22 protein-coding genes are annotated in these 16,277 nt (G+C 35.8%); 6 read left to right on the top strand and 16 right to left on the bottom strand.

Annotated elements, in window-relative coordinates; genetic code table 11:
- Nucleotides 1-3: 3 nt before the first annotated feature.
- Both terL and K5S59_RS11855 read right to left on the bottom strand, forming a co-directional pair.
- Complete coding sequence (gene terL / locus K5S59_RS11860) at nucleotides 4-1,719, bottom strand: phage terminase large subunit (protein ID WP_000323342.1); 1,716 nt, start codon at nucleotides 1,717-1,719, stop codon at nucleotides 4-6.
- A gap of 16 nt (nucleotides 1,720-1,735) precedes the next feature.
- Nucleotides 1,736-2,167, bottom strand: a complete 432-nt coding sequence (locus K5S59_RS11855; RefSeq protein WP_230090773.1) for a phBC6A51 family helix-turn-helix protein — start codon at nucleotides 2,165-2,167, stop codon at nucleotides 1,736-1,738.
- A 148-nt stretch (nucleotides 2,168-2,315) separates the two neighbouring features.
- Between K5S59_RS11855 and K5S59_RS11850 the strand changes: the two genes are divergently transcribed.
- Complete coding sequence (locus K5S59_RS11850) at nucleotides 2,316-2,957, top strand: S1 family peptidase (RefSeq protein WP_001083941.1); 642 nt, start codon at nucleotides 2,316-2,318, stop codon at nucleotides 2,955-2,957.
- Complete coding sequence (locus K5S59_RS11845) at nucleotides 2,958-3,401, top strand: hypothetical protein (RefSeq protein WP_000185755.1); 444 nt, start codon at nucleotides 2,958-2,960, stop codon at nucleotides 3,399-3,401.
- Nucleotides 3,402-3,594: 193 nt separating this feature from the next.
- Here K5S59_RS11845 and K5S59_RS11840 read toward each other — a convergent pair whose 3' ends face one another.
- The 4 genes from K5S59_RS11840 to K5S59_RS11825 form a co-directional block, all read right to left on the bottom strand.
- Nucleotides 3,595-4,158 carry a recombinase family protein gene (locus tag K5S59_RS11840; protein WP_000873651.1) on the bottom strand — a complete coding sequence of 188 codons (564 nt, stop codon included), beginning with the start codon at nucleotides 4,156-4,158 and terminating at the stop codon, nucleotides 3,595-3,597.
- Nucleotides 4,159-4,319: 161 nt separating this feature from the next.
- Complete coding sequence (locus K5S59_RS11835) at nucleotides 4,320-5,132, bottom strand: AAA family ATPase (RefSeq protein ID WP_001032575.1); 813 nt, start codon at nucleotides 5,130-5,132, stop codon at nucleotides 4,320-4,322.
- Nucleotides 5,125-6,576 carry a Mu transposase C-terminal domain-containing protein gene (locus K5S59_RS11830; RefSeq protein WP_001178744.1) on the bottom strand — a complete coding sequence of 484 codons (1,452 nt, stop codon included), beginning with the start codon at nucleotides 6,574-6,576 and terminating at the stop codon, nucleotides 5,125-5,127. Before K5S59_RS11830 ends, K5S59_RS11835 begins: the two co-directional genes overlap by 8 nt.
- A gap of 19 nt (nucleotides 6,577-6,595) precedes the next feature.
- On the bottom strand, nucleotides 6,596-7,150 hold the full coding sequence (locus K5S59_RS11825; RefSeq protein WP_000904909.1) for a recombinase family protein: 555 nt from the start codon (nucleotides 7,148-7,150) through the stop codon (nucleotides 6,596-6,598).
- A 381-nt stretch (nucleotides 7,151-7,531) separates the two neighbouring features.
- Here K5S59_RS11825 and K5S59_RS11820 point away from each other — a divergent pair, with 381 nt between their 5' ends.
- Nucleotides 7,532-8,119 carry a GNAT family N-acetyltransferase gene (locus K5S59_RS11820; RefSeq protein ID WP_000680909.1) on the top strand — a complete coding sequence of 196 codons (588 nt, stop codon included), beginning with the start codon at nucleotides 7,532-7,534 and terminating at the stop codon, nucleotides 8,117-8,119.
- A 493-nt stretch (nucleotides 8,120-8,612) separates the two neighbouring features.
- Here K5S59_RS11820 and K5S59_RS11815 read toward each other — a convergent pair whose 3' ends face one another.
- Both K5S59_RS11815 and K5S59_RS11810 read right to left on the bottom strand, forming a co-directional pair.
- On the bottom strand, nucleotides 8,613-9,002 hold the full coding sequence (locus K5S59_RS11815) for a hypothetical protein (protein ID WP_000196742.1): 390 nt from the start codon (nucleotides 9,000-9,002) through the stop codon (nucleotides 8,613-8,615).
- Nucleotides 9,003-9,261: 259 nt separating this feature from the next.
- Nucleotides 9,262-9,588, bottom strand: coding sequence for a hypothetical protein (locus K5S59_RS11810; RefSeq protein ID WP_000200018.1), 327 nt, complete (start codon nucleotides 9,586-9,588; stop codon nucleotides 9,262-9,264).
- 156 nt (nucleotides 9,589-9,744) lie between these two features.
- Between K5S59_RS11810 and K5S59_RS11805 the strand changes: the two genes are divergently transcribed.
- The gene (locus K5S59_RS11805; RefSeq protein ID WP_000214049.1) at nucleotides 9,745-10,950 is read left to right on the top strand and encodes a protein kinase family protein; all 1,206 of its coding nucleotides are present in this window, start codon (nucleotides 9,745-9,747) and stop codon (nucleotides 10,948-10,950) included.
- On the opposite strand, the gene K5S59_RS11800 is transcribed toward K5S59_RS11805, so the two are convergent.
- The 7 genes from K5S59_RS11800 to K5S59_RS11770 all read right to left on the bottom strand — a co-directional run bounded on the left by K5S59_RS11800 (nucleotide 10,947) and on the right by K5S59_RS11770 (nucleotide 13,549).
- Nucleotides 10,947-11,144 (bottom strand): hypothetical protein, encoded by a 198-nt coding sequence (locus K5S59_RS11800; protein ID WP_000678671.1) that lies wholly within the window; start codon nucleotides 11,142-11,144, stop codon nucleotides 10,947-10,949. The two genes, K5S59_RS11805 and K5S59_RS11800, sit on opposite strands and share 4 nt — an antisense overlap.
- Entirely contained in the window at nucleotides 11,141-11,338 is a 198-nt protein-coding gene (locus K5S59_RS11795) for a hypothetical protein (protein WP_001294613.1), read from the bottom strand. Before K5S59_RS11795 ends, K5S59_RS11800 begins: the two co-directional genes overlap by 4 nt.
- Nucleotide 11,339: 1 nt before the next feature.
- Nucleotides 11,340-11,621, bottom strand: coding sequence for an AbrB/MazE/SpoVT family DNA-binding domain-containing protein (locus K5S59_RS11790; RefSeq protein WP_000843025.1), 282 nt, complete (start codon nucleotides 11,619-11,621; stop codon nucleotides 11,340-11,342).
- On the bottom strand, nucleotides 11,618-11,998 hold the full coding sequence (locus tag K5S59_RS11785; RefSeq protein WP_000659531.1) for a hypothetical protein: 381 nt from the start codon (nucleotides 11,996-11,998) through the stop codon (nucleotides 11,618-11,620). The genes K5S59_RS11790 and K5S59_RS11785 overlap by 4 nt, the downstream gene beginning before the upstream one ends.
- Before the next feature lie 126 nt (nucleotides 11,999-12,124).
- Nucleotides 12,125-12,271, bottom strand: a complete 147-nt coding sequence (locus tag K5S59_RS11780; protein ID WP_000790088.1) for a BC1881 family protein — start codon at nucleotides 12,269-12,271, stop codon at nucleotides 12,125-12,127.
- Nucleotides 12,272-12,273: 2 nt separating this feature from the next.
- Nucleotides 12,274-13,215 carry a hypothetical protein gene (locus K5S59_RS11775; RefSeq protein WP_000354189.1) on the bottom strand — a complete coding sequence of 314 codons (942 nt, stop codon included), beginning with the start codon at nucleotides 13,213-13,215 and terminating at the stop codon, nucleotides 12,274-12,276.
- A 16-nt stretch (nucleotides 13,216-13,231) separates the two neighbouring features.
- On the bottom strand, nucleotides 13,232-13,549 hold the full coding sequence (locus tag K5S59_RS11770) for a hypothetical protein (protein WP_000802566.1): 318 nt from the start codon (nucleotides 13,547-13,549) through the stop codon (nucleotides 13,232-13,234).
- 272 nt (nucleotides 13,550-13,821) lie between these two features.
- Here K5S59_RS11770 and K5S59_RS11765 point away from each other — a divergent pair, with 272 nt between their 5' ends.
- Nucleotides 13,822-14,277 carry a hypothetical protein gene (locus K5S59_RS11765; protein ID WP_000796401.1) on the top strand — a complete coding sequence of 152 codons (456 nt, stop codon included), beginning with the start codon at nucleotides 13,822-13,824 and terminating at the stop codon, nucleotides 14,275-14,277.
- Between the two features lie 688 nt (nucleotides 14,278-14,965).
- On the opposite strand, the gene K5S59_RS11760 is transcribed toward K5S59_RS11765, so the two are convergent.
- Nucleotides 14,966-15,388, bottom strand: coding sequence for a hypothetical protein (locus K5S59_RS11760; RefSeq protein ID WP_000801155.1), 423 nt, complete (start codon nucleotides 15,386-15,388; stop codon nucleotides 14,966-14,968).
- Between the two features lie 153 nt (nucleotides 15,389-15,541).
- Between K5S59_RS11760 and K5S59_RS11755 the strand changes: the two genes are divergently transcribed.
- On the top strand, nucleotides 15,542-16,072 hold the full coding sequence (locus K5S59_RS11755) for a GNAT family N-acetyltransferase (RefSeq protein ID WP_000627263.1): 531 nt from the start codon (nucleotides 15,542-15,544) through the stop codon (nucleotides 16,070-16,072).
- The last annotated feature ends 205 nt before the right edge of the window (nucleotides 16,073-16,277 follow it).

The following is a 16,277-nucleotide window of genomic DNA, read 5'->3' as shown; positions in this document are numbered from 1 at the left end:
TCCTCAATATCTTGAATTCCCTGTAGTGCCTGCTTTACGTCTTGCACGTTTATATGCGATAGAAAAAGCCATTTGAACCGCATCCGGACCGTCATCATGTGGATGCATCGGATACATTTCAAATTGCTCCAATAAAGCACGTAAATGTTTCATAAAACGTAATTTACCACTCTGTATATCAGGTAATAATGACTCAATACGTAGTGCTTTTCGTGTACGTTGCTTAATTTGTTTTAAGCGCGTCGATGAAGGATACCCTTTTTTCTGCAATTCCTCTCCAACCTTATCCGCAAACCACTCCTGCGCTTGTTGTGCCTCTACTGCGATTGATTCATATTGATATGCCAGCGTGTATTCTACAGCTTTTTCTAGCAATGTATTTGGATGAACACGCTCCATAAAAATATCGATAACATAACAAGTTCCTGTTTCCACGTTTTTCGCAATTGTAACTACTACGCTATAGTCACCTTTCTCTTTCCCCATTGCGAAATCAACCGCACCGTAATACAAAAGTTTTTTGTCTTTTAAATCATCTTCAGTACAGTACGTGAAATATTTAGGTTTAAATATCTGTCTTTCCTCGTCAGTCGGGTTACATAGATACTCCTGGTTAAACGCTTTGGTACCGTCATCTTCTCTAATTTCCATCAAATCGATGTATGGGAAATGTGATGGCCATAACGTTTTTGTACCACGGAGCATTTCTTCTTTGTTCTGCTCATAAAATTCACGAGCTTTATCAGAAGCCTCCTCTTCATCCACCTGACGAATCTCCCGCCACTCTTGCCATAAATCTTCACGCTCTGACCATTTCAAAATTGCCGGGAACGATCTTGATACGAAATCACGACGGTTCTTAATAACGTGATGCAATAAACTGTCGTAACAAACGATAGTACCCATATAAATACAGGCACCCTCTTGTCGACTTAAACCTGGTAGTAATTCTTCCTTGAACCAGCGTTTATTTTTTGCGATTAAATCAACTGTCGCGGTATTTTCTTTACTCTCCAAATCATCCAAAATGTAGAGCTGAACCCTTTTTGAACCGTGACGCAAACCACGCACCTGTGTCCCGATACCTTTTGCTTCGACTTTCGTATTTGTTAAAGTAACGAATTCTTTATCATTATCAACTTCATTTCGGCTTTTTTGTTCGTGAAGTAAGATACCGAAATCCTCGCGTAATTTTTCGTTATACTTTAACTGATCACGCGCCCAGGATATAAAGTCACCGGCTACATCAGATGTTTCAGAAATCAAAACAATATACTGCTTTAATCGATACACGACTTGATGACACAAATAACCATTACTCAGGTATGCGGTTTTCGCATGGCCACGACCTACACTCCAGGCTACTTTTTTCTTTTTCTCCCTACCTGTTGTGATGTCATCTAACAAGCCACATAAGGTTTCGTGAAATTCAGCCGCATCATCCATCGTTACTCCAGCCGGGATTAAGTTATCAGGATTTCCGGGATTTCCTTCTTCCGAGAAATACTCATACATGAAGTACAACATGTCATGTTCTCCACGATGTACCCTTTTTAACTTTTCTAGCTCATCGATGTCAGCAAGTAGTGTATCCATATAATATTCTGTAGCCTCGCCAGTTTCGTACAACTCCTGTAATTTCTTTGCTCTTTCTGCTACAAGATTGATACGCTCCTGACGTTCTTGACGGGCTAACCATTTACCGTCTATATATGCCATGTAGCCCGCCCTCCTTTTACTCGCCTGTCAATTTTTTTAATTTCTCAAGCTGTTCTTCAATTTCAGCATTTGTACGAGTTGCATTGCCTAAATCACCCTCGATTACTTTCTTATCAGTCAGTAAACCGAATCGCTGCATGTACAATTGCATCGCTTTTACACTTGGTTGCGGCCCTAAAATTAACTGCATTAACTTGCTGTATACCTGCTCGCGCTTCTCTGCGAGAAAACTATCGGCCACTTCACTCTTGAATGCGATGAAGTCCTGGTTCTTAGTTCGCCACTCCCAAAGCGTTGTCCGATTTATACCAAGCTCGTTCGCCATTTCGTCTTGGGTTCTTTTTTCCTCGTTATTCGATTCCATCAACTCATTTTCTACAAGCAAGTACGCCGCTTGAATTTGTTTAGCCGTAAGTTTCTGTTTTAACTCGTCTAACTTCGCCATCATCCCGCTCCCCTTTCTTCGTGAAATAGAAAAAGGCAATCGATTTAATATCGACTGCCTTGAAATTCGTATATTTAAACTTTTAAATCACTATATTTCCATGGTAAAATTTACTTGTATTTTCATATAAATTTAGAGGTGGTCTATAATCATGAATAGCTTTATTTTCTCAATAGGTAGACTTATAAATGGTACATATCATGCCGCAGGTACCTGTACTTTAATCAATAGGAAAAACACATTAGTAACAGCAGCACACGTAGTTAATGGCACTGATGTAAATCTAGTAATCAAGCTCAATGACAACTTTGACAATGGTTACCAAGACACAACTCTCACCCAATCAAATTTTTATGCTGTTAAAATCGAGCATATAGACCCAATAAGAGATGTTTGTATCCTTTCTTTGCAAAGTAAAAATGCCTTCTACTCGCACCTTAAGATTGGAAATTCTGATGAAATAAATCCAGGTGATGAAGTTACTATTTCCAGTTTTCCACACTCTGACTTGGGTAGAATTGTCTTGACCCAACAAACTTGTGAAGTTGGCGCCAAAATTCTACTTAGTTCTAAAAAAATTAAATCCAAACACCTAGTCTTGAACATTCAAGCACGTCCAGGACAATCTGGAGGACCTGTTATTAGAAAATCAGATAATACAATTATTGCTATACTGATTGGTGCTTACGTTCCCACAATTGGCGGCGGTATTGACCTTGGAGGAATTGACCCTCAAACATTGCACCAAACAACACATGCTGTTTCTACAGAATACATGGAAAGGATGTTATAAATGACTAATACAAACTCATTTTTCGAAAAACAAAAAGATTCAGAATGGCTTGATGTGTTACCAGATTACCAAAAAAGTATAGTATCTGAATTACTTGTCTCAAATTCTTATGAAGAAGCTGCATCAGCATGGCTTGAAGCCTCTGTTGATTATACATCTCCTTTCAGTGCGCAACCAAAATCAGAAAAGAAATTTTTTGATTTACTAAAAAAAGAGGTACAAAAATTACTTTGCGGAAGTCCTGATTATGCCGCTGAGCGAAATGAGTTTACTCAATTAACTCAATTACCTCAAAATAAAACAGCTATTGTTTCTATGGTATCAGCTTTAATTGGTGCAAAGGTTGGACTAGCAGCTTCTTTTATAGCACCAGCTATTGTTCTTATTTTCATGACGATCGGAAAAGCATCGCTTAATGCATGGTGCGAAATGCAAACCAACTAATCTATTGAATAGTATTATTATAAATAAACACACCCGCCAGTTACATAGTAGGTGTGTTTATTTACAAAAACTCGTTCTGTTTAACCCCTCGAGTTTAAAAATTCTGGCGGAACGTTACGAGCACCTGCCAGTCCCTCACCAGATTTGACCTCCCCCGGGGGATTTCTTTTTGCCCCAAAATAAAAAGCCGGAATTACTGTTCCGACTTTTTTTTCTTTTTCGCTCGTATTAAAGTACTTTTACTTATTCCAGTCTTTTCTTCTACTTGCTTATATGAATGCTTATTAGCTAATAAACCTAGTGCGTGTTCAATTTGTTTCTTACTGTACTTATTCGGTCTACCTTCCCTAAAGTCTTCACGCTGCTTAGCAATTGCCTTACCTTCTTGTGTCCGCTCAACAATCATGTCACGTTCAAACTCTGCGAACGCACTCATAACATTGAATACTAAGCGACCTGTCGGTGTATCCTCTATCAGTCCCATGTTCAATACATGTACCTTCACACCTTTTTCAAACAGTTCTCTCACAGTCTGTATCGCATCTACAGTTGAACGAGCAAAACGATCCAGCTTAGTAACTACCAAGGTATCACCTGACTCTAGTATCGAAAGTAGTTCCTTAAACTTAGGACGATCAGCTTTTGTACCAGTGAACTTCTCTGAATAAATTATACTACAGCTTTCCTTCTCCAGTGTTTGAATCTGTGCCTCTAAGTCCTGGTGAATCGTACTTACCCTCGCATATCCGTACTTCATTCATATCAGCTCCATTTCGGCCTAACTAATGACACTAAGTTATGACACCATTTAATACCTTGTGTCACTTTTGGAGTTATTTTGCGCTTGTTTTAAGTAATATTTTGCATTATAAGTAAATATAAAAACGCTATCATCATATAAAACGATAGCGTTTTTATTTACTTGATTCCGATTACTAAACTATCTCGTGCGGCTTCAACAACTTCTGTTGTTATTGTTTCAAGCTTATTAATTTCGAGTATTCTTTCAATTTGAGTGAACAGTCTCTGTATGAGCCTAAAGTTCCCTCCAGTAATCTTTATTATGCTAGTTATTGCCTCATAATCGGAAAAGTCCTCAAGCTTTATAGAAAGTCCTAACTCTCTCCATTTATATTCCAAAATATGATGGGTTTCATCTTTACTAAGTTTATCAAATTCATGGGCAAATCCAATTCTAGAGTAGAGTTGAGGGTATCGAGCTAATCGCTTTTCAATGCCAGGCATTCCAATTAATATCATCGCTATATCATTTCGATCGTAGATATCCCTAAGTTGTTCTAAATTTTGTACTTTTAGGCGATCTATTTCATCAACAATAATCAGGTCGATATCTTCATAAGCGTCAGTGGAGTACTTTTCTTCTTCTCCCTTAGTAAGTACTTTATACATAGTTCTTACCATGTTCATTCTAATTCCAATAGTATGAATCTCGTCAGTCATTTTAGTGGCTCGTACAGCTGGAGCTGTATAAAAAATTGTCCTAGCCTCAAGTATTTTTTCATCTGCATCTTGGCCAATTTCATTTGCTGTTTTATAAGCTATTTGTTTTTCAATGGAATCCCAATTTGCATAATACCTTGAGGACAATGTTTTTCCTACACCCGGTAATCCATAACAAATGCCTATATATTTATATTTGATACATGCATCACAAAACTCGGCAAATCGCTTATATTCTTTTGTTTCAATAAATTTTTGACCTTTATTCATTGAAATACCTCTTTAACTTTGACTTTGACTTTTTGGTAGGTTCATTTATTTTGTTCTCTAGATCCTTTTTCTTTGACAAGGCAATTTCTTCTACAACAGTTTTTCCAGAATCGAGTTGCTTTTTTAGACTTCTCCGTATTTTATTTCGTGCTGAAACAATCTCTTTTAAATCTACTGTATAATCGGAGATTTCAGGGGAAATAGCCGTACATAAGTATTTATCTTGATAAAACACTCGAATCTCCGCAATGTCTCTTGGATTATAACGAATAATGACAGTTTCTCCAATGTATGCAGCTAGATTTGTGTCTATATATCTAAGTCCTTGGAAGTGAATCCCGTCAGAATGAACCTTCCTTGGTTTCGCTACATTTAGCAATAATAAATCAAGACTTTCCAAACTCTCAGGCATATTGGGAAGAAATCCAGAATTATTCCACGCCTGTATCGGTTCTTTTTTTGTTGTACTGTGAACCCTATGGTGATAGTTACTTATAATGAAATTTGATAATTTTTCATCTAATTCTTTAATGGTAAGAAGTGAAGTGCTAGTCTGATTTCCCAAATAACCGGGTAAATCTTGCAGAAACAATTGATTAATGGTTAAAAAGAATCTCTCTATTTTCCCACGCCCTCTTGGAACACCAACTGTAGAAAAAACTAGATTAATTTTTAAATCAACTGCTACTTGCTCTAAATGGTTGGATGTAAAGTCACTCCCATGGTCTGTATAAAATATTTCAGGAATCCCACATATTTTCCAATCGGGATTGCTTTTTTTCCATATTGCTTGGTGTAAGACCAAAGATGTATGTATAGCAGAGGGATTTTCAAAAGTTAAGAAATATCCAGCGACTGCTCGGCTATAATCATCTAAAATGATTGTTAGCCAAGGTCTTTCTGGTTTTCCTTTTTCATTTAAAACTATAATGTCTAATGGGGTATGGTCTGCTTGCCAAATTTCATTGGGGTAGCTTGCCTCTCTTCGATGAATTAAATCATATTGATTGTTGTATGCTTTTTGGCCATCATGCGCTAACTTCTTCAGGCTTGGCAAAAGGGACTGTGATACCTTATGCACTTGATAATAACTTGGTTTTTCCCAGCCTTTTTTCTGACATTGCTCACAAATCATCCGATGAATAGACGTTAATGAATTCCTTTTGTACTTCAATATCAATTGTTCGATCGACACGACAACTTCTGGCTCTAAATGTGTTTTGCCGGCATCACTTCTTGTTTTTCGAATTAAACCTTTTAATCCATTTTGTTTATAGTCCTGAATCCAGTATTGCAGCGTTCTTTTGGCAATACCGGTTTCTTTTATAATAACAGTTAATGTTTTCTCATCGGTAAGATAAGGCGCAATGATTTTATACTTTACCATTGCTTCTCGACGTTGTTCTTCTGAATAAGCCGTTAATGGAGGATGTTCATTTTGCATTAATAACCACCTTTCCGATTTATTGTCTTTCTAAATAGCGATAAATTGTAGTACGAGATACACCCCATTTTTCTGCGACATCTTTGATAGGTGTACCACTTTCAATTAGGGATTTCATCATTTCTATGTCTTTCAATCCAAACTTTTCTGGTCTGCCACCGAGCCTTCCTCTTGCTCTAGCTGCCGCTCGACCGGCAGCCGATCTTTCTTCTATTAAATTACGTTCAAATTCAGCAAAAGCTGCGAATAAGTGAAACATCAATTGTCCTGTTGCATTACTTTTATCCATTGTTAGGTTTTCTTGAAGACTATGAAAACCAATACCACGTTTATTTAAGTTATTCACAATTTGGATCAAATCTTGCATGTTGCGTCCTAGACGATCCAATCGCCAAACTACAATTGTATCGCCTTCACGTGCATAATGAATTGCTTCCTCTAAACCAGGACGTTGTTTTTTTGTTCCACTCATTTTATCGTGAAAAATCTTCTTACAACCATATTGAGTTAGTGCATCTGTTTGTAAATCTAAATTTTGTAATCCTGTAGATACACGTGCATATCCAATTAACACCAATTATCACTCTTTCTAATTTTTACTCTATTACCATTGTAACATAAGATAGAAACACATTGGTTATTGAACATAGAATAATGAACAGAGTTTTATTACATATAAGACAATAAAACACGCTTCTTTTAAATCAAAAAGAAGCGTGTTCAGAAAAGGACGAGTTTTGGAACAAATATTGGGTTTAAGAAATATTGGCAGGCTGCTTTTTTGATAAAAAGCGCTTTTTTAATTTTGTTCCGCAATCGGTCCATATTCTGGAATAAGTGATTGTATAAATAATTAAATTTTGAGATAATTACCATTAAGGAAAAGGGAGTTTAAATGGAATAAGATTGCTCACTAAAAGAAGTAATGAAAATATGACTTATAAGGGGTAGAGTTATGAAGCATAAAATATCAGAAAGATTATTTAGAATAGATTGCGGATATATATATATCCAAGAGTTTTCCATTAAAGATGCAGATAGTATATACAGAATTTCAAATCAACCCGAAATATTTAAGTTCTTGCCAGACTGGAAATCAACAAAAGAACAAAGGGTAGATTGGGTTACCAATTATGAAATACCAGCAAATAAAGCCTTTCTTGATGCCGCTGTAAATACATCAAACATAGATGGTCATTTTTTAAAACTAGGGGTATTTATTAAGGAAACAGATGAATTTATTGGTTGGTGCTGTACAGGCATTAAAGATGAGCTACCTTCACCGAATAGAGAAATTATGTATGCCATTTCAAGTGAATTTCAAAAGAAAGGATACGCTACTAAAGCGTCTAAAGGATTGATTAACTATTTGTTTACAAATACAAATTTAGATGTCATTAACGCAGTAGCTTTAATTAACAACGTTTCATCAAATAAAGTTATTGAAAAATGCGGATTTACTTATCTGAGTCAACAAACGATAGAAAATGAATTATATAATCACTATATATTGAATAAATCAGAGTGGATGAAAAAGCATTAAATGAAAATGTTGTTGTTCCAGAAAAGGGCGCTTTAATGGAGCAACGAAAAAAGCCTAATTTCTCAATTTTAATGAGAAATTGGGCTTTTTATATTTACTCATAGTGCAAAATAGCGCTTAAAATAGGTGCAAAATAACTCCTAAATTGACAACCTTGATACTATCACACCCATAACAAAGTGTCAAAACCTTTAAGTTATGATACCGATATGAATGATTATGACCCCCTGAGTCTCAAAGACCCTTCTCTCTCAGCGAGCTCGGCTGATAAAAACACCCATCGGTTTCACCTTTCGTGTTGCCGACAGTTAGATAACTACTACAGTAGTCACCTTAGTTTCTACCTACTATATACGCCACAGTCAGTCCAATCCAACGGGCATAGAAAAAGCCAGGTACCCATGTGCTAGGTTCCTGGCTTTTGACATAATGAAAATATGGAGGATATGTACACAAAATACCTATCCTAGCATAAATTGTACCTAGAAAAACCCTACTTTGTCAAGCCTTGCTCAACTTTTTTTATTAGCTGGTTCATACCAACCATGTCACCATTGATTATCAGATAGAGCGTATCTACAGCTTTATCACAGTACTTATAATACTCATTGGCATTAATACTCAGCGTATGCAGTATTCGTTTCCGCGGAACCTTAACCACGTACCGCGCAAGTACGACATATCGCATATTCTTCGGTAATTGTTTAATCGCCTGATCCAGCACAATCTTATTCAACCGCCCATCACCTTTCCCGTCCTGTGCACCAGGTCCAGTAAAGCTAGGTGGGGCATCAGGGAACCGATCACCTACAGCCAACGATTCGTAATTCTCCAGCCATAGTCGTATCGTCTTCTTTGAAACATAGCCGTCAATTCTGGTCATCTCCGAACCTCCTGACTCAGAAAATCAAACCCCTAAAACAAACACCTTAAACCATTAATAGTATTACATACTATATAACTATTAATAAATACTACTATATATATAATATATAATTATTAGTTTTATATTTATATTATATATATAAGGTATATTTTTTTAAGGGGGGTTCTTTTTTATTGTCTTTTTCTTTTTTGAGTACTGTAGTGTATTAGACCCCCTCCTAAAAACTTTTCTTTTATATATTTTTATTTTCGTGTAATCAGCTGTGAATCTCCGAATCTTGAAACACGTGCCACGTCGCTGTTGTCTCATAACCACGTAGCACCGACTTTCCAGCTAAGAGAAACCGTTCCTCAGTCACTTTCGCAATCAATCCTTCTCCAGCATATACATTGCCCTGCTCTGTCTCGATATTCACATCACGTAACTGGTTCGTGGCCACAAATTCACTTACCCCATAATCCACAACATGGAGACTCCAGGTGAGCTTACCCGTAACAACTCCTTCTTGTATCGTCACATATCCATCGTAAAACGGAACATCTACTCCATCGATTTGTAAGTTACGGATTTCTTCGGACGTCATGTTCCTTACTCCTTTTCCATACAGCTTCCTCCCTCTGTTGTATTCATTTAAAAAACACAGCTCTTAACCACCTTGCCAAATCTTTAAATTTATATAACCAAAATATGCATTTTTTGTTATGATTATATAAATACGCATTAGCAGGAGGTTTCATGTATGACTACAACAAACGAAGAATACTTAGTTAACTACCTAGAAGAACAATTGGAGCATTATCAAAATATTTATGGCAGTAATCTAAATAAAAGATTCTTAAAATTTTATGAGGGTATGCCTGCCCCTTTAGATAAACTCTTTGCTTTTTTTCATGAAAGTTTTAACGGTTTACTTAACTACCTCAACACTAAATCGCAATCCGGACATTATAATGCTGATGAAAGCCGAATGTTATACAAGTTGATAACAGATATAAATACTTTGCAAGATCATACAATTGATACTCCATTTGCTTTTGAATTGAATTCTAACTATAGCCAATATCTCGGTTACTGTAAAACATTTCTAAGAACTAGCGGCGGCAGCCCATTACCAAATGCTTTTATCCCTGCGAAGTTAGAAGAAATTAATCCTATTTTTACATTAAAATCAGGAATAACAGCCGTGAGATCTACCAGTATTTTCACATTCCCTGCTGAAGAAATTGGTGGAGGCTCATACGCGACTGTGTATAAATACCTAGACCCTCTTTATGACCATGAATTCGCGTATAAACAAGCACTTGATGACTTAACAGAAGATGAAAAAGAGCGCTTTTATAGGGAATTTGATGTGATGAAAAATTTAAATCATCCTTTTATTCTTGATGTTTACTCATTAAATAAAGAACAAAATTATTACATCATGGAATGTGTAGATGAAACTCTAGAAGATTATGTTGAACAGCATTCTGACCATAAATTTATAAATGAAAAACTTATGTTTGTCCGTCAAATTTGTAACGCATTTCAATACATACATAGTAAAGAGATTCTGCACAGAGATATTTCACCGAAAAATATACTAATAAAACATCTTGATGGTTCAAAAATGATAAAAGTTTCAGACTTCGGTCTCGTAAAAATTCCAGGTAGTAAACTTACGCGTTTTGGCACAGAACTAAAAGGCTCGCTTAATGATCCACATCTAGGACTTACAGGGTTTAAAAATTACGAAATGTGCCATGAAACATACGCACTAACAAGACTAATTTATTATATTTTCACTAGTAGATTAGATGATGGAAGTTTTACCAACCCTTTATTTGAAGAATTCTTCAGAAAAGGAACTCACTTCGAAACTGTATATAGATTTGCTAGTACAAAAGAATTAGCAACTGCATTTTTTGAGGACGTAGCCCCATCATTAGCGGTATCTGGTATTTAAATAATACCCTTCTTTGCTAAAAACTGTCTTGCGTTATCTGTAAGCCGATAATAATAAACATGTTTATCATCTTTCGTGACTTGCTCCAGTAGACCTAACTGAGAGAGTTGTCCCAGCCACGTATCAAACTGCGTAGCCGGGATTTCTCCTCCAACCTGGTGCATCGCTCGTAAAATTGCTTCCGAACCTTTCACTCTATACCTCGTGACTTTACAATTTCTAGTGCTTGTTGTTCAGTAAAACCTTCTGAAACAAGTGCGTCAAAACGTGCTTTAAGTAATTTAGACATCTCGCGCTGCATTCGTATTTGCATTGGTAACGCCTTGACAAAATTGTCCAAAATCATTTCCAGTTCGATATTTGTATATTGCTTATTAGGTTCGCTCATTTTATCGCCCCTTCAAACGTGCTTCGAGTTCCGCTAATACCTGATCAACCCCTTCAGGACTTAGCACGAGTTTACCGCCAGCTAGTTCAATATTTTCTTCTGAAACCTCGCCTGTAATTTGGCAAGAGTTATTAGGATTATATTTTTGTAGAATAATAGATTCACCATCTACGAAAATCTCCATAGGATCCTTTACCTGGATACCTAATGTACGGCGTAATTCCATCGGAACCACAATACGTCCTAATGGATCAATGTTACGAATGATACCTGTTGATTTCATTTCTCTTCAGCTCCTTTTATCCAACTAGATTGAAGACGTCGTTCCCCTAGTTCTACAAGAGTGTTAACTTCATATTTTTCCGCAGGGATTGGAACCATCTTTCGCGGTTCACTTTCTGTATCAATATGAACACCTGGCACATACGTTAAAGCCTCAGCTACCGCATAACTACCATCAGGATTCTTCTGCTGCGTTGTCACCTGCATCACGCAACCGCCTTTTACGTTACAAACCTTAGTTGATTTCATCCAACCTTGTTCTTGAGAACTCGCTTTGCAAAGTAAAGCGAACATATCTACATCACCATAAACTTGTAAGTCTGAAATGTTCTTTTTCGCACCTCGTACTTCTGAAATGTTTAAATCTTTTTCCTTCATTTCTCTTCAGCTCCTTTTCTTTACTTCTTAATCGTTTCTATAACGCTAGCTAAACCAAAGAATATTACACAGATGAACCACGTTGTCCAAATCGGATATTCATATATAAGTTCCATCCAGTCACTCCTAGTCTTTATTAATTAGAATTACAGCCGGACCCTCAACCGTAATACCGGCTACTTCAATCTTTTCATGGGGGCTTACTTGTACTGTTGTGACACCCTCACGTGTCTCCAGTTCTTCACTTATGTTTTTTGTAGGTATATTCTTCATCTTTACTCACCATCCAAAATAACGCTGTATTCATCATTAGCTACGTAAAAATTACCGAATGCATCGCGTTCAGGGAATCCATTTTTCGTTGCCTGTACTATCTTGAGTTTCGCATTACATTTATGACATTTCGTGAATTTGTTCTCTTTGTACTCGTATTGATTCCCACGATTTCCACACATGCGGCACTCATAGCGTGTACGATATCTCGGATTGCCTTCTTCGTCATACTTAATACCTGTTTTCCAATGAATCGGATCAGCTTCTTCTTCTTTTTTCGTGATCTTTGCTATCTCTTCAACAGGAAACGAGCTACGATTTACGTCTACGATTGGAAGTTTACGAGTCGGCTTTTCAGGAGCCGTTTTGACAGTCCATTCATGAAGCTGTTCACGCGTAATATCGTCTACTGCGTTATGAATCTCCGTTTTTGCCATCGCAGTTCCTAATACTGAAACATCCACTTCTGGTGGGTGTTGATTAATAGTTTGTACAAGTTCCGCCGCTGTATTTATAAATGAAAGTTCATCTGTTTCTTTTTTTAATCTTAGAGTGGCAGGATCCGCATCAGAATCATAAAATTCTATATTCGTTTTTTCTGGACGTTTAAGTAATAAATACTGATACCCTACAAAACTGGAGATACCACCACGAATGTTATTTTTAATAAAGTCGAAAAAGACTGTAGTTAATGCATTTACGTTTGCTTCTTTATTTAAACGATCGAGTCCGTATTCATAAAGCATTGCGTGAATCGCTTCATGAAGTACGTTTTTCATTTGCCCTTCATGCTTCGCTACATTGTCCGAAATCTTGATTTGTTGTTCGTGATACGTTACTTCTGCAATTCTTACTTCTCCGTTTTCTCTTTCTTCAAGCCATCCTTTTACGACTTCCACATCGTACGGTACACTACCAATCATCAATTGTTTAGGTATATCCATATAACTTCATCCCCCTTTAATTTGGTAAATTATTTTCAATTTCCGTTCGTAATTTATCTGATAGCCACTTAAACTCTAAATCTTTTTTATCGATTTTTGCCTGAATCACTTTTGCCTGGTCCTTTGTATAACATTTACGGAAACCGTTGTATAATTTCGAAATTCCTTTCTGCAGCTGTCTCATTTCACGGTTCGAATAATAACTTACAAATTCTGTTTTACAGCTTGGACAAATGAAATAGTGCTTGTCCACACGGTTCGGTAATCGTGCTGTGAGCATGTGAACACGAAACACGTGCTCACATGCTTCACATTTCGCTTTTATGGGTTTCATAGTATTTGACTTCCCCTTTTTTCTACAAAATGAAATTTTTATACAAAATACACACAACTAAATTCACATAATTTCATATGATATATTGCATCATTTCTTTTTAGAGTGGATAGTCGTTACAGAAGGGCACTTTTCTAAGTGCTCTTATATTTACATACCAAATAGCGTTTTTATTCAGTTTTATAGAGCGGATTTTATACTTTTGTACAAGCACTTTTCCTTTTTGATAAATAGAATATATTGATACTTCGAAAAAGGAGAGTAAGATAAATTTGGCTGATTACTTTTACAATCATGGTAAAAAATGTTACAAAAAACAATCGGATTCTCACCAACAAAAAGCTACCTGCTCCATTGCAACACACACGATATCAGGTACTGGAGTTAATTTAAATGGAAATATACTACTTGATATTTTCGTTCCGCCTAACTCAACAATTACAGCTTTTGAAGATTTAACCAATAATCATAATAAAACATTACTTCAATTTTTTGTTATTGGTGGTCTCCCTCCTGTTACAGTTACAATTGTGACAAGAAAATCTTCTAGACCAATTACTGTTACTCTAAAGGCGCTTGATACTAGAATATTTCAAGTAGAAGATTTTGAAAGTCTTATTTTCACAAATGCAACTAACGAAAATGGTGGTGTTAGTATATTCGTTGAAAAAACATTCTGTATTTGCTGTAATAGCGAAAACAACTCTTGCGATAAATATTACAGTTAAATAAGTATGTAGTGATTATCTTGTGACATTTACTAAGGGGTGCCTATACAAGGTGCTCTTTTTTTGTATATTTTTTCGATTAAAATAACGATTTTATCTAAATCCATTCACTAATCCTATACTTCCGCATACAATAATAGTGCCTTTCTATTTAATGTGAGTTCGTCACTGTCGTTATAATGAGGCATAAGGAGCGCACTCTCGATTAGCGCTCTTTTTAATTAAATAAAGATTTTATTAAAATTTGATTCACTCTTTATTTTCAACTTCCATATACTTATACAGACTATAAAAAATACACAATATAGTTCTTTGTCAAAGAGCGCCATACGCCCTAATGGTGCTCTTTTCTATTCTTATAAAGATTTGTTTAATTTTCATTAACCTTATTGATTCTTTTGCATACATTACAATCACAAGGAATTCTACAGGTTTCCCTAGGCCAGTTACCTTGTATTCCTTGCACACCTTAAGGGAAGAATCCGTTTATAACAAACGGGTTCTTTTATTTACTCACCATAATAATCATATTTAAAATTTTTTAACATATCTTAATATTAATCAGGAATTACACTACCCCCCAGTAGATCTGTAGTTCCTGTAATTGAGCCTATAGTTCTGATTAGAACCTGTTTATAACAGGTTCTATTTATTTTCATTCTTTATCTCCGTCAAATAACTATTTTGTTTAGTTTTCTAACAAACTTATACGCTGCAAATACTTAACTGAGAAGTAACCACTAAATCCTTCTAAAAACACCACTTGTGAACCACTACTTGCTTTAAATTGCTCTGTTCTACAAGTCCAAACTTTTCCCTCATAACGCTTCGCTTCTAAGCAAGTGTGCATCACTACCTTGTCACCTACTTTTAATTCATCCATAGCACCGAATACTGTTTGATAAGCTTCTTTATATTTGCGTTTTATAAAATCCACTTGCTTCAACGTTCTAACGTTTGCAAAGCGACCTTTCATGTAGTCCAAACAAACATGATCTATATCTTCTGGAGGGCCAGGGAAGTAAGTAGAAGATTGCTTACCTCCACTCGTTGTATAAGTCATTTCAACCCCACCGTATTCATTCTTTATCATTTCAAATGCAGGTTTCATTTCTCATTCCCCTTTTCGATTAAAATAACGCTTTTGTTCAATTTAGTAATTTTTTGTATAATAAGAGTTAACTAATCCAGAAGGGACTGAATTATGCGCAGATATCAATATTTTTAATCTACCTATCACAACAACATAATGGAGGTAAAAGTATTGATTACAGAACTACACACACAAAGATTGCATTTAAGACAAATGAAAGAATCAGATTCATTAAGCTTATTTAGAATATGGTCTGATCCTGACGTTACAAAATTCATGAATATAAGTAATTTCACTGATGAAAACCAAGCGAAAGATATGATTCATTTTCTCAATGAACTGACTCAAAATAATAAAGCTATGCGTTTTACTATTATTGAAAAAGAATCTAATCAAATCATCGGTTCATGCGGTTATAATTCCTTAGATTTCGAAAATTTAAAGACTGAGATTGGCTATGATGTTTCGAAAGCATTTTGGGGCAAAGGTTATGCCCCTGAAGCGATTTCTGCTCTATTAGATTACGCTTTTACACATTTGAAACTAAATCGTGTCGAAGCAAAAGTTGAACCAGAAAATGTGAACTCCATAAAAGTATTACAAAAATTACAATTCACTTTTGAAGGGACTCTAAGAAAAAGCGAAATCTCAGCTGGGAAGCTTATCGATTTAAATATCTATTCGAAATTAATAACAGATTAATTTTAGTCTCTCGGCCTATACTATATTGAAGTATAGGCTTCCTTAATTTTTATACAAAATTCAAATTTGATTTCTATCAAACTCTTCAATCCTGTGTAAAGTTTACGTAAAGATCGCTATGATTCAGCCTGTCCACCTCAGAAACGTTATATAATGAATTTGCAAACACCTGATTTGCGCACAAGTACCTTTTTGTACGACATAA

The sequence above is a fragment of the Bacillus sp. BML-BC051 genome, from assembly GCF_019656175.1.
GTDB classification, from domain to species: domain Bacteria; phylum Bacillota; class Bacilli; order Bacillales; family Bacillaceae_G; genus Bacillus_A; species Bacillus_A mobilis.
This window is presented reverse-complemented; position numbering and strand designations above follow the sequence as displayed.

What these genes read in the sequence shown, in the direction of transcription:
- K5S59_RS11855 (WP_230090773.1), bottom strand. Translation starts at nt 2,167, where the DNA reads ATGATGGCGAAGTTAGACGAGTTAAAACAGAAACTTACGGCTAAACAA.
- K5S59_RS11835 (WP_001032575.1), bottom strand. Translation starts at nt 5,132, where the DNA reads ATGAATAAAGGTCAAAAATTTATTGAAACAAAAGAATATAAGCGATTT.
- K5S59_RS11770 (WP_000802566.1), bottom strand. Translation starts at nt 13,549, where the DNA reads ATGAAACCCATAAAAGCGAAATGTGAAGCATGTGAGCACGTGTTTCGT.
- K5S59_RS11820 (WP_000680909.1), top strand. Translation starts at nt 7,532, where the DNA reads ATGAAGCATAAAATATCAGAAAGATTATTTAGAATAGATTGCGGATAT.
- K5S59_RS11810 (WP_000200018.1), bottom strand. Translation starts at nt 9,588, where the DNA reads ATGACGTCCGAAGAAATCCGTAACTTACAAATCGATGGAGTAGATGTT.
- K5S59_RS11785 (WP_000659531.1), bottom strand. Translation starts at nt 11,998, where the DNA reads ATGAAGGAAAAAGATTTAAACATTTCAGAAGTACGAGGTGCGAAAAAG.
- K5S59_RS11830 (WP_001178744.1), bottom strand. Translation starts at nt 6,576, where the DNA reads ATGCAAAATGAACATCCTCCATTAACGGCTTATTCAGAAGAACAACGT.
- K5S59_RS11840 (WP_000873651.1), bottom strand. Translation starts at nt 4,158, where the DNA reads ATGAAGTACGGATATGCGAGGGTAAGTACGATTCACCAGGACTTAGAG.
- K5S59_RS11795 (WP_001294613.1), bottom strand. Translation starts at nt 11,338, where the DNA reads ATGAGCGAACCTAATAAGCAATATACAAATATCGAACTGGAAATGATT.
- K5S59_RS11815 (WP_000196742.1), bottom strand. Translation starts at nt 9,002, where the DNA reads ATGACCAGAATTGACGGCTATGTTTCAAAGAAGACGATACGACTATGG.
- K5S59_RS11790 (WP_000843025.1), bottom strand. Translation starts at nt 11,621, where the DNA reads ATGAAATCAACAGGTATCATTCGTAACATTGATCCATTAGGACGTATT.
- terL (WP_000323342.1), bottom strand. Translation starts at nt 1,719, where the DNA reads ATGGCATATATAGACGGTAAATGGTTAGCCCGTCAAGAACGTCAGGAG.
- K5S59_RS11775 (WP_000354189.1), bottom strand. Translation starts at nt 13,215, where the DNA reads ATGGATATACCTAAACAATTGATGATTGGTAGTGTACCGTACGATGTG.
- K5S59_RS11760 (WP_000801155.1), bottom strand. Translation starts at nt 15,388, where the DNA reads ATGAAACCTGCATTTGAAATGATAAAGAATGAATACGGTGGGGTTGAA.
- K5S59_RS11845 (WP_000185755.1), top strand. Translation starts at nt 2,958, where the DNA reads ATGACTAATACAAACTCATTTTTCGAAAAACAAAAAGATTCAGAATGG.
- K5S59_RS11780 (WP_000790088.1), bottom strand. Translation starts at nt 12,271, where the DNA reads ATGAAGAATATACCTACAAAAAACATAAGTGAAGAACTGGAGACACGT.
- K5S59_RS11805 (WP_000214049.1), top strand. Translation starts at nt 9,745, where the DNA reads ATGACTACAACAAACGAAGAATACTTAGTTAACTACCTAGAAGAACAA.
- K5S59_RS11850 (WP_001083941.1), top strand. Translation starts at nt 2,316, where the DNA reads ATGAATAGCTTTATTTTCTCAATAGGTAGACTTATAAATGGTACATAT.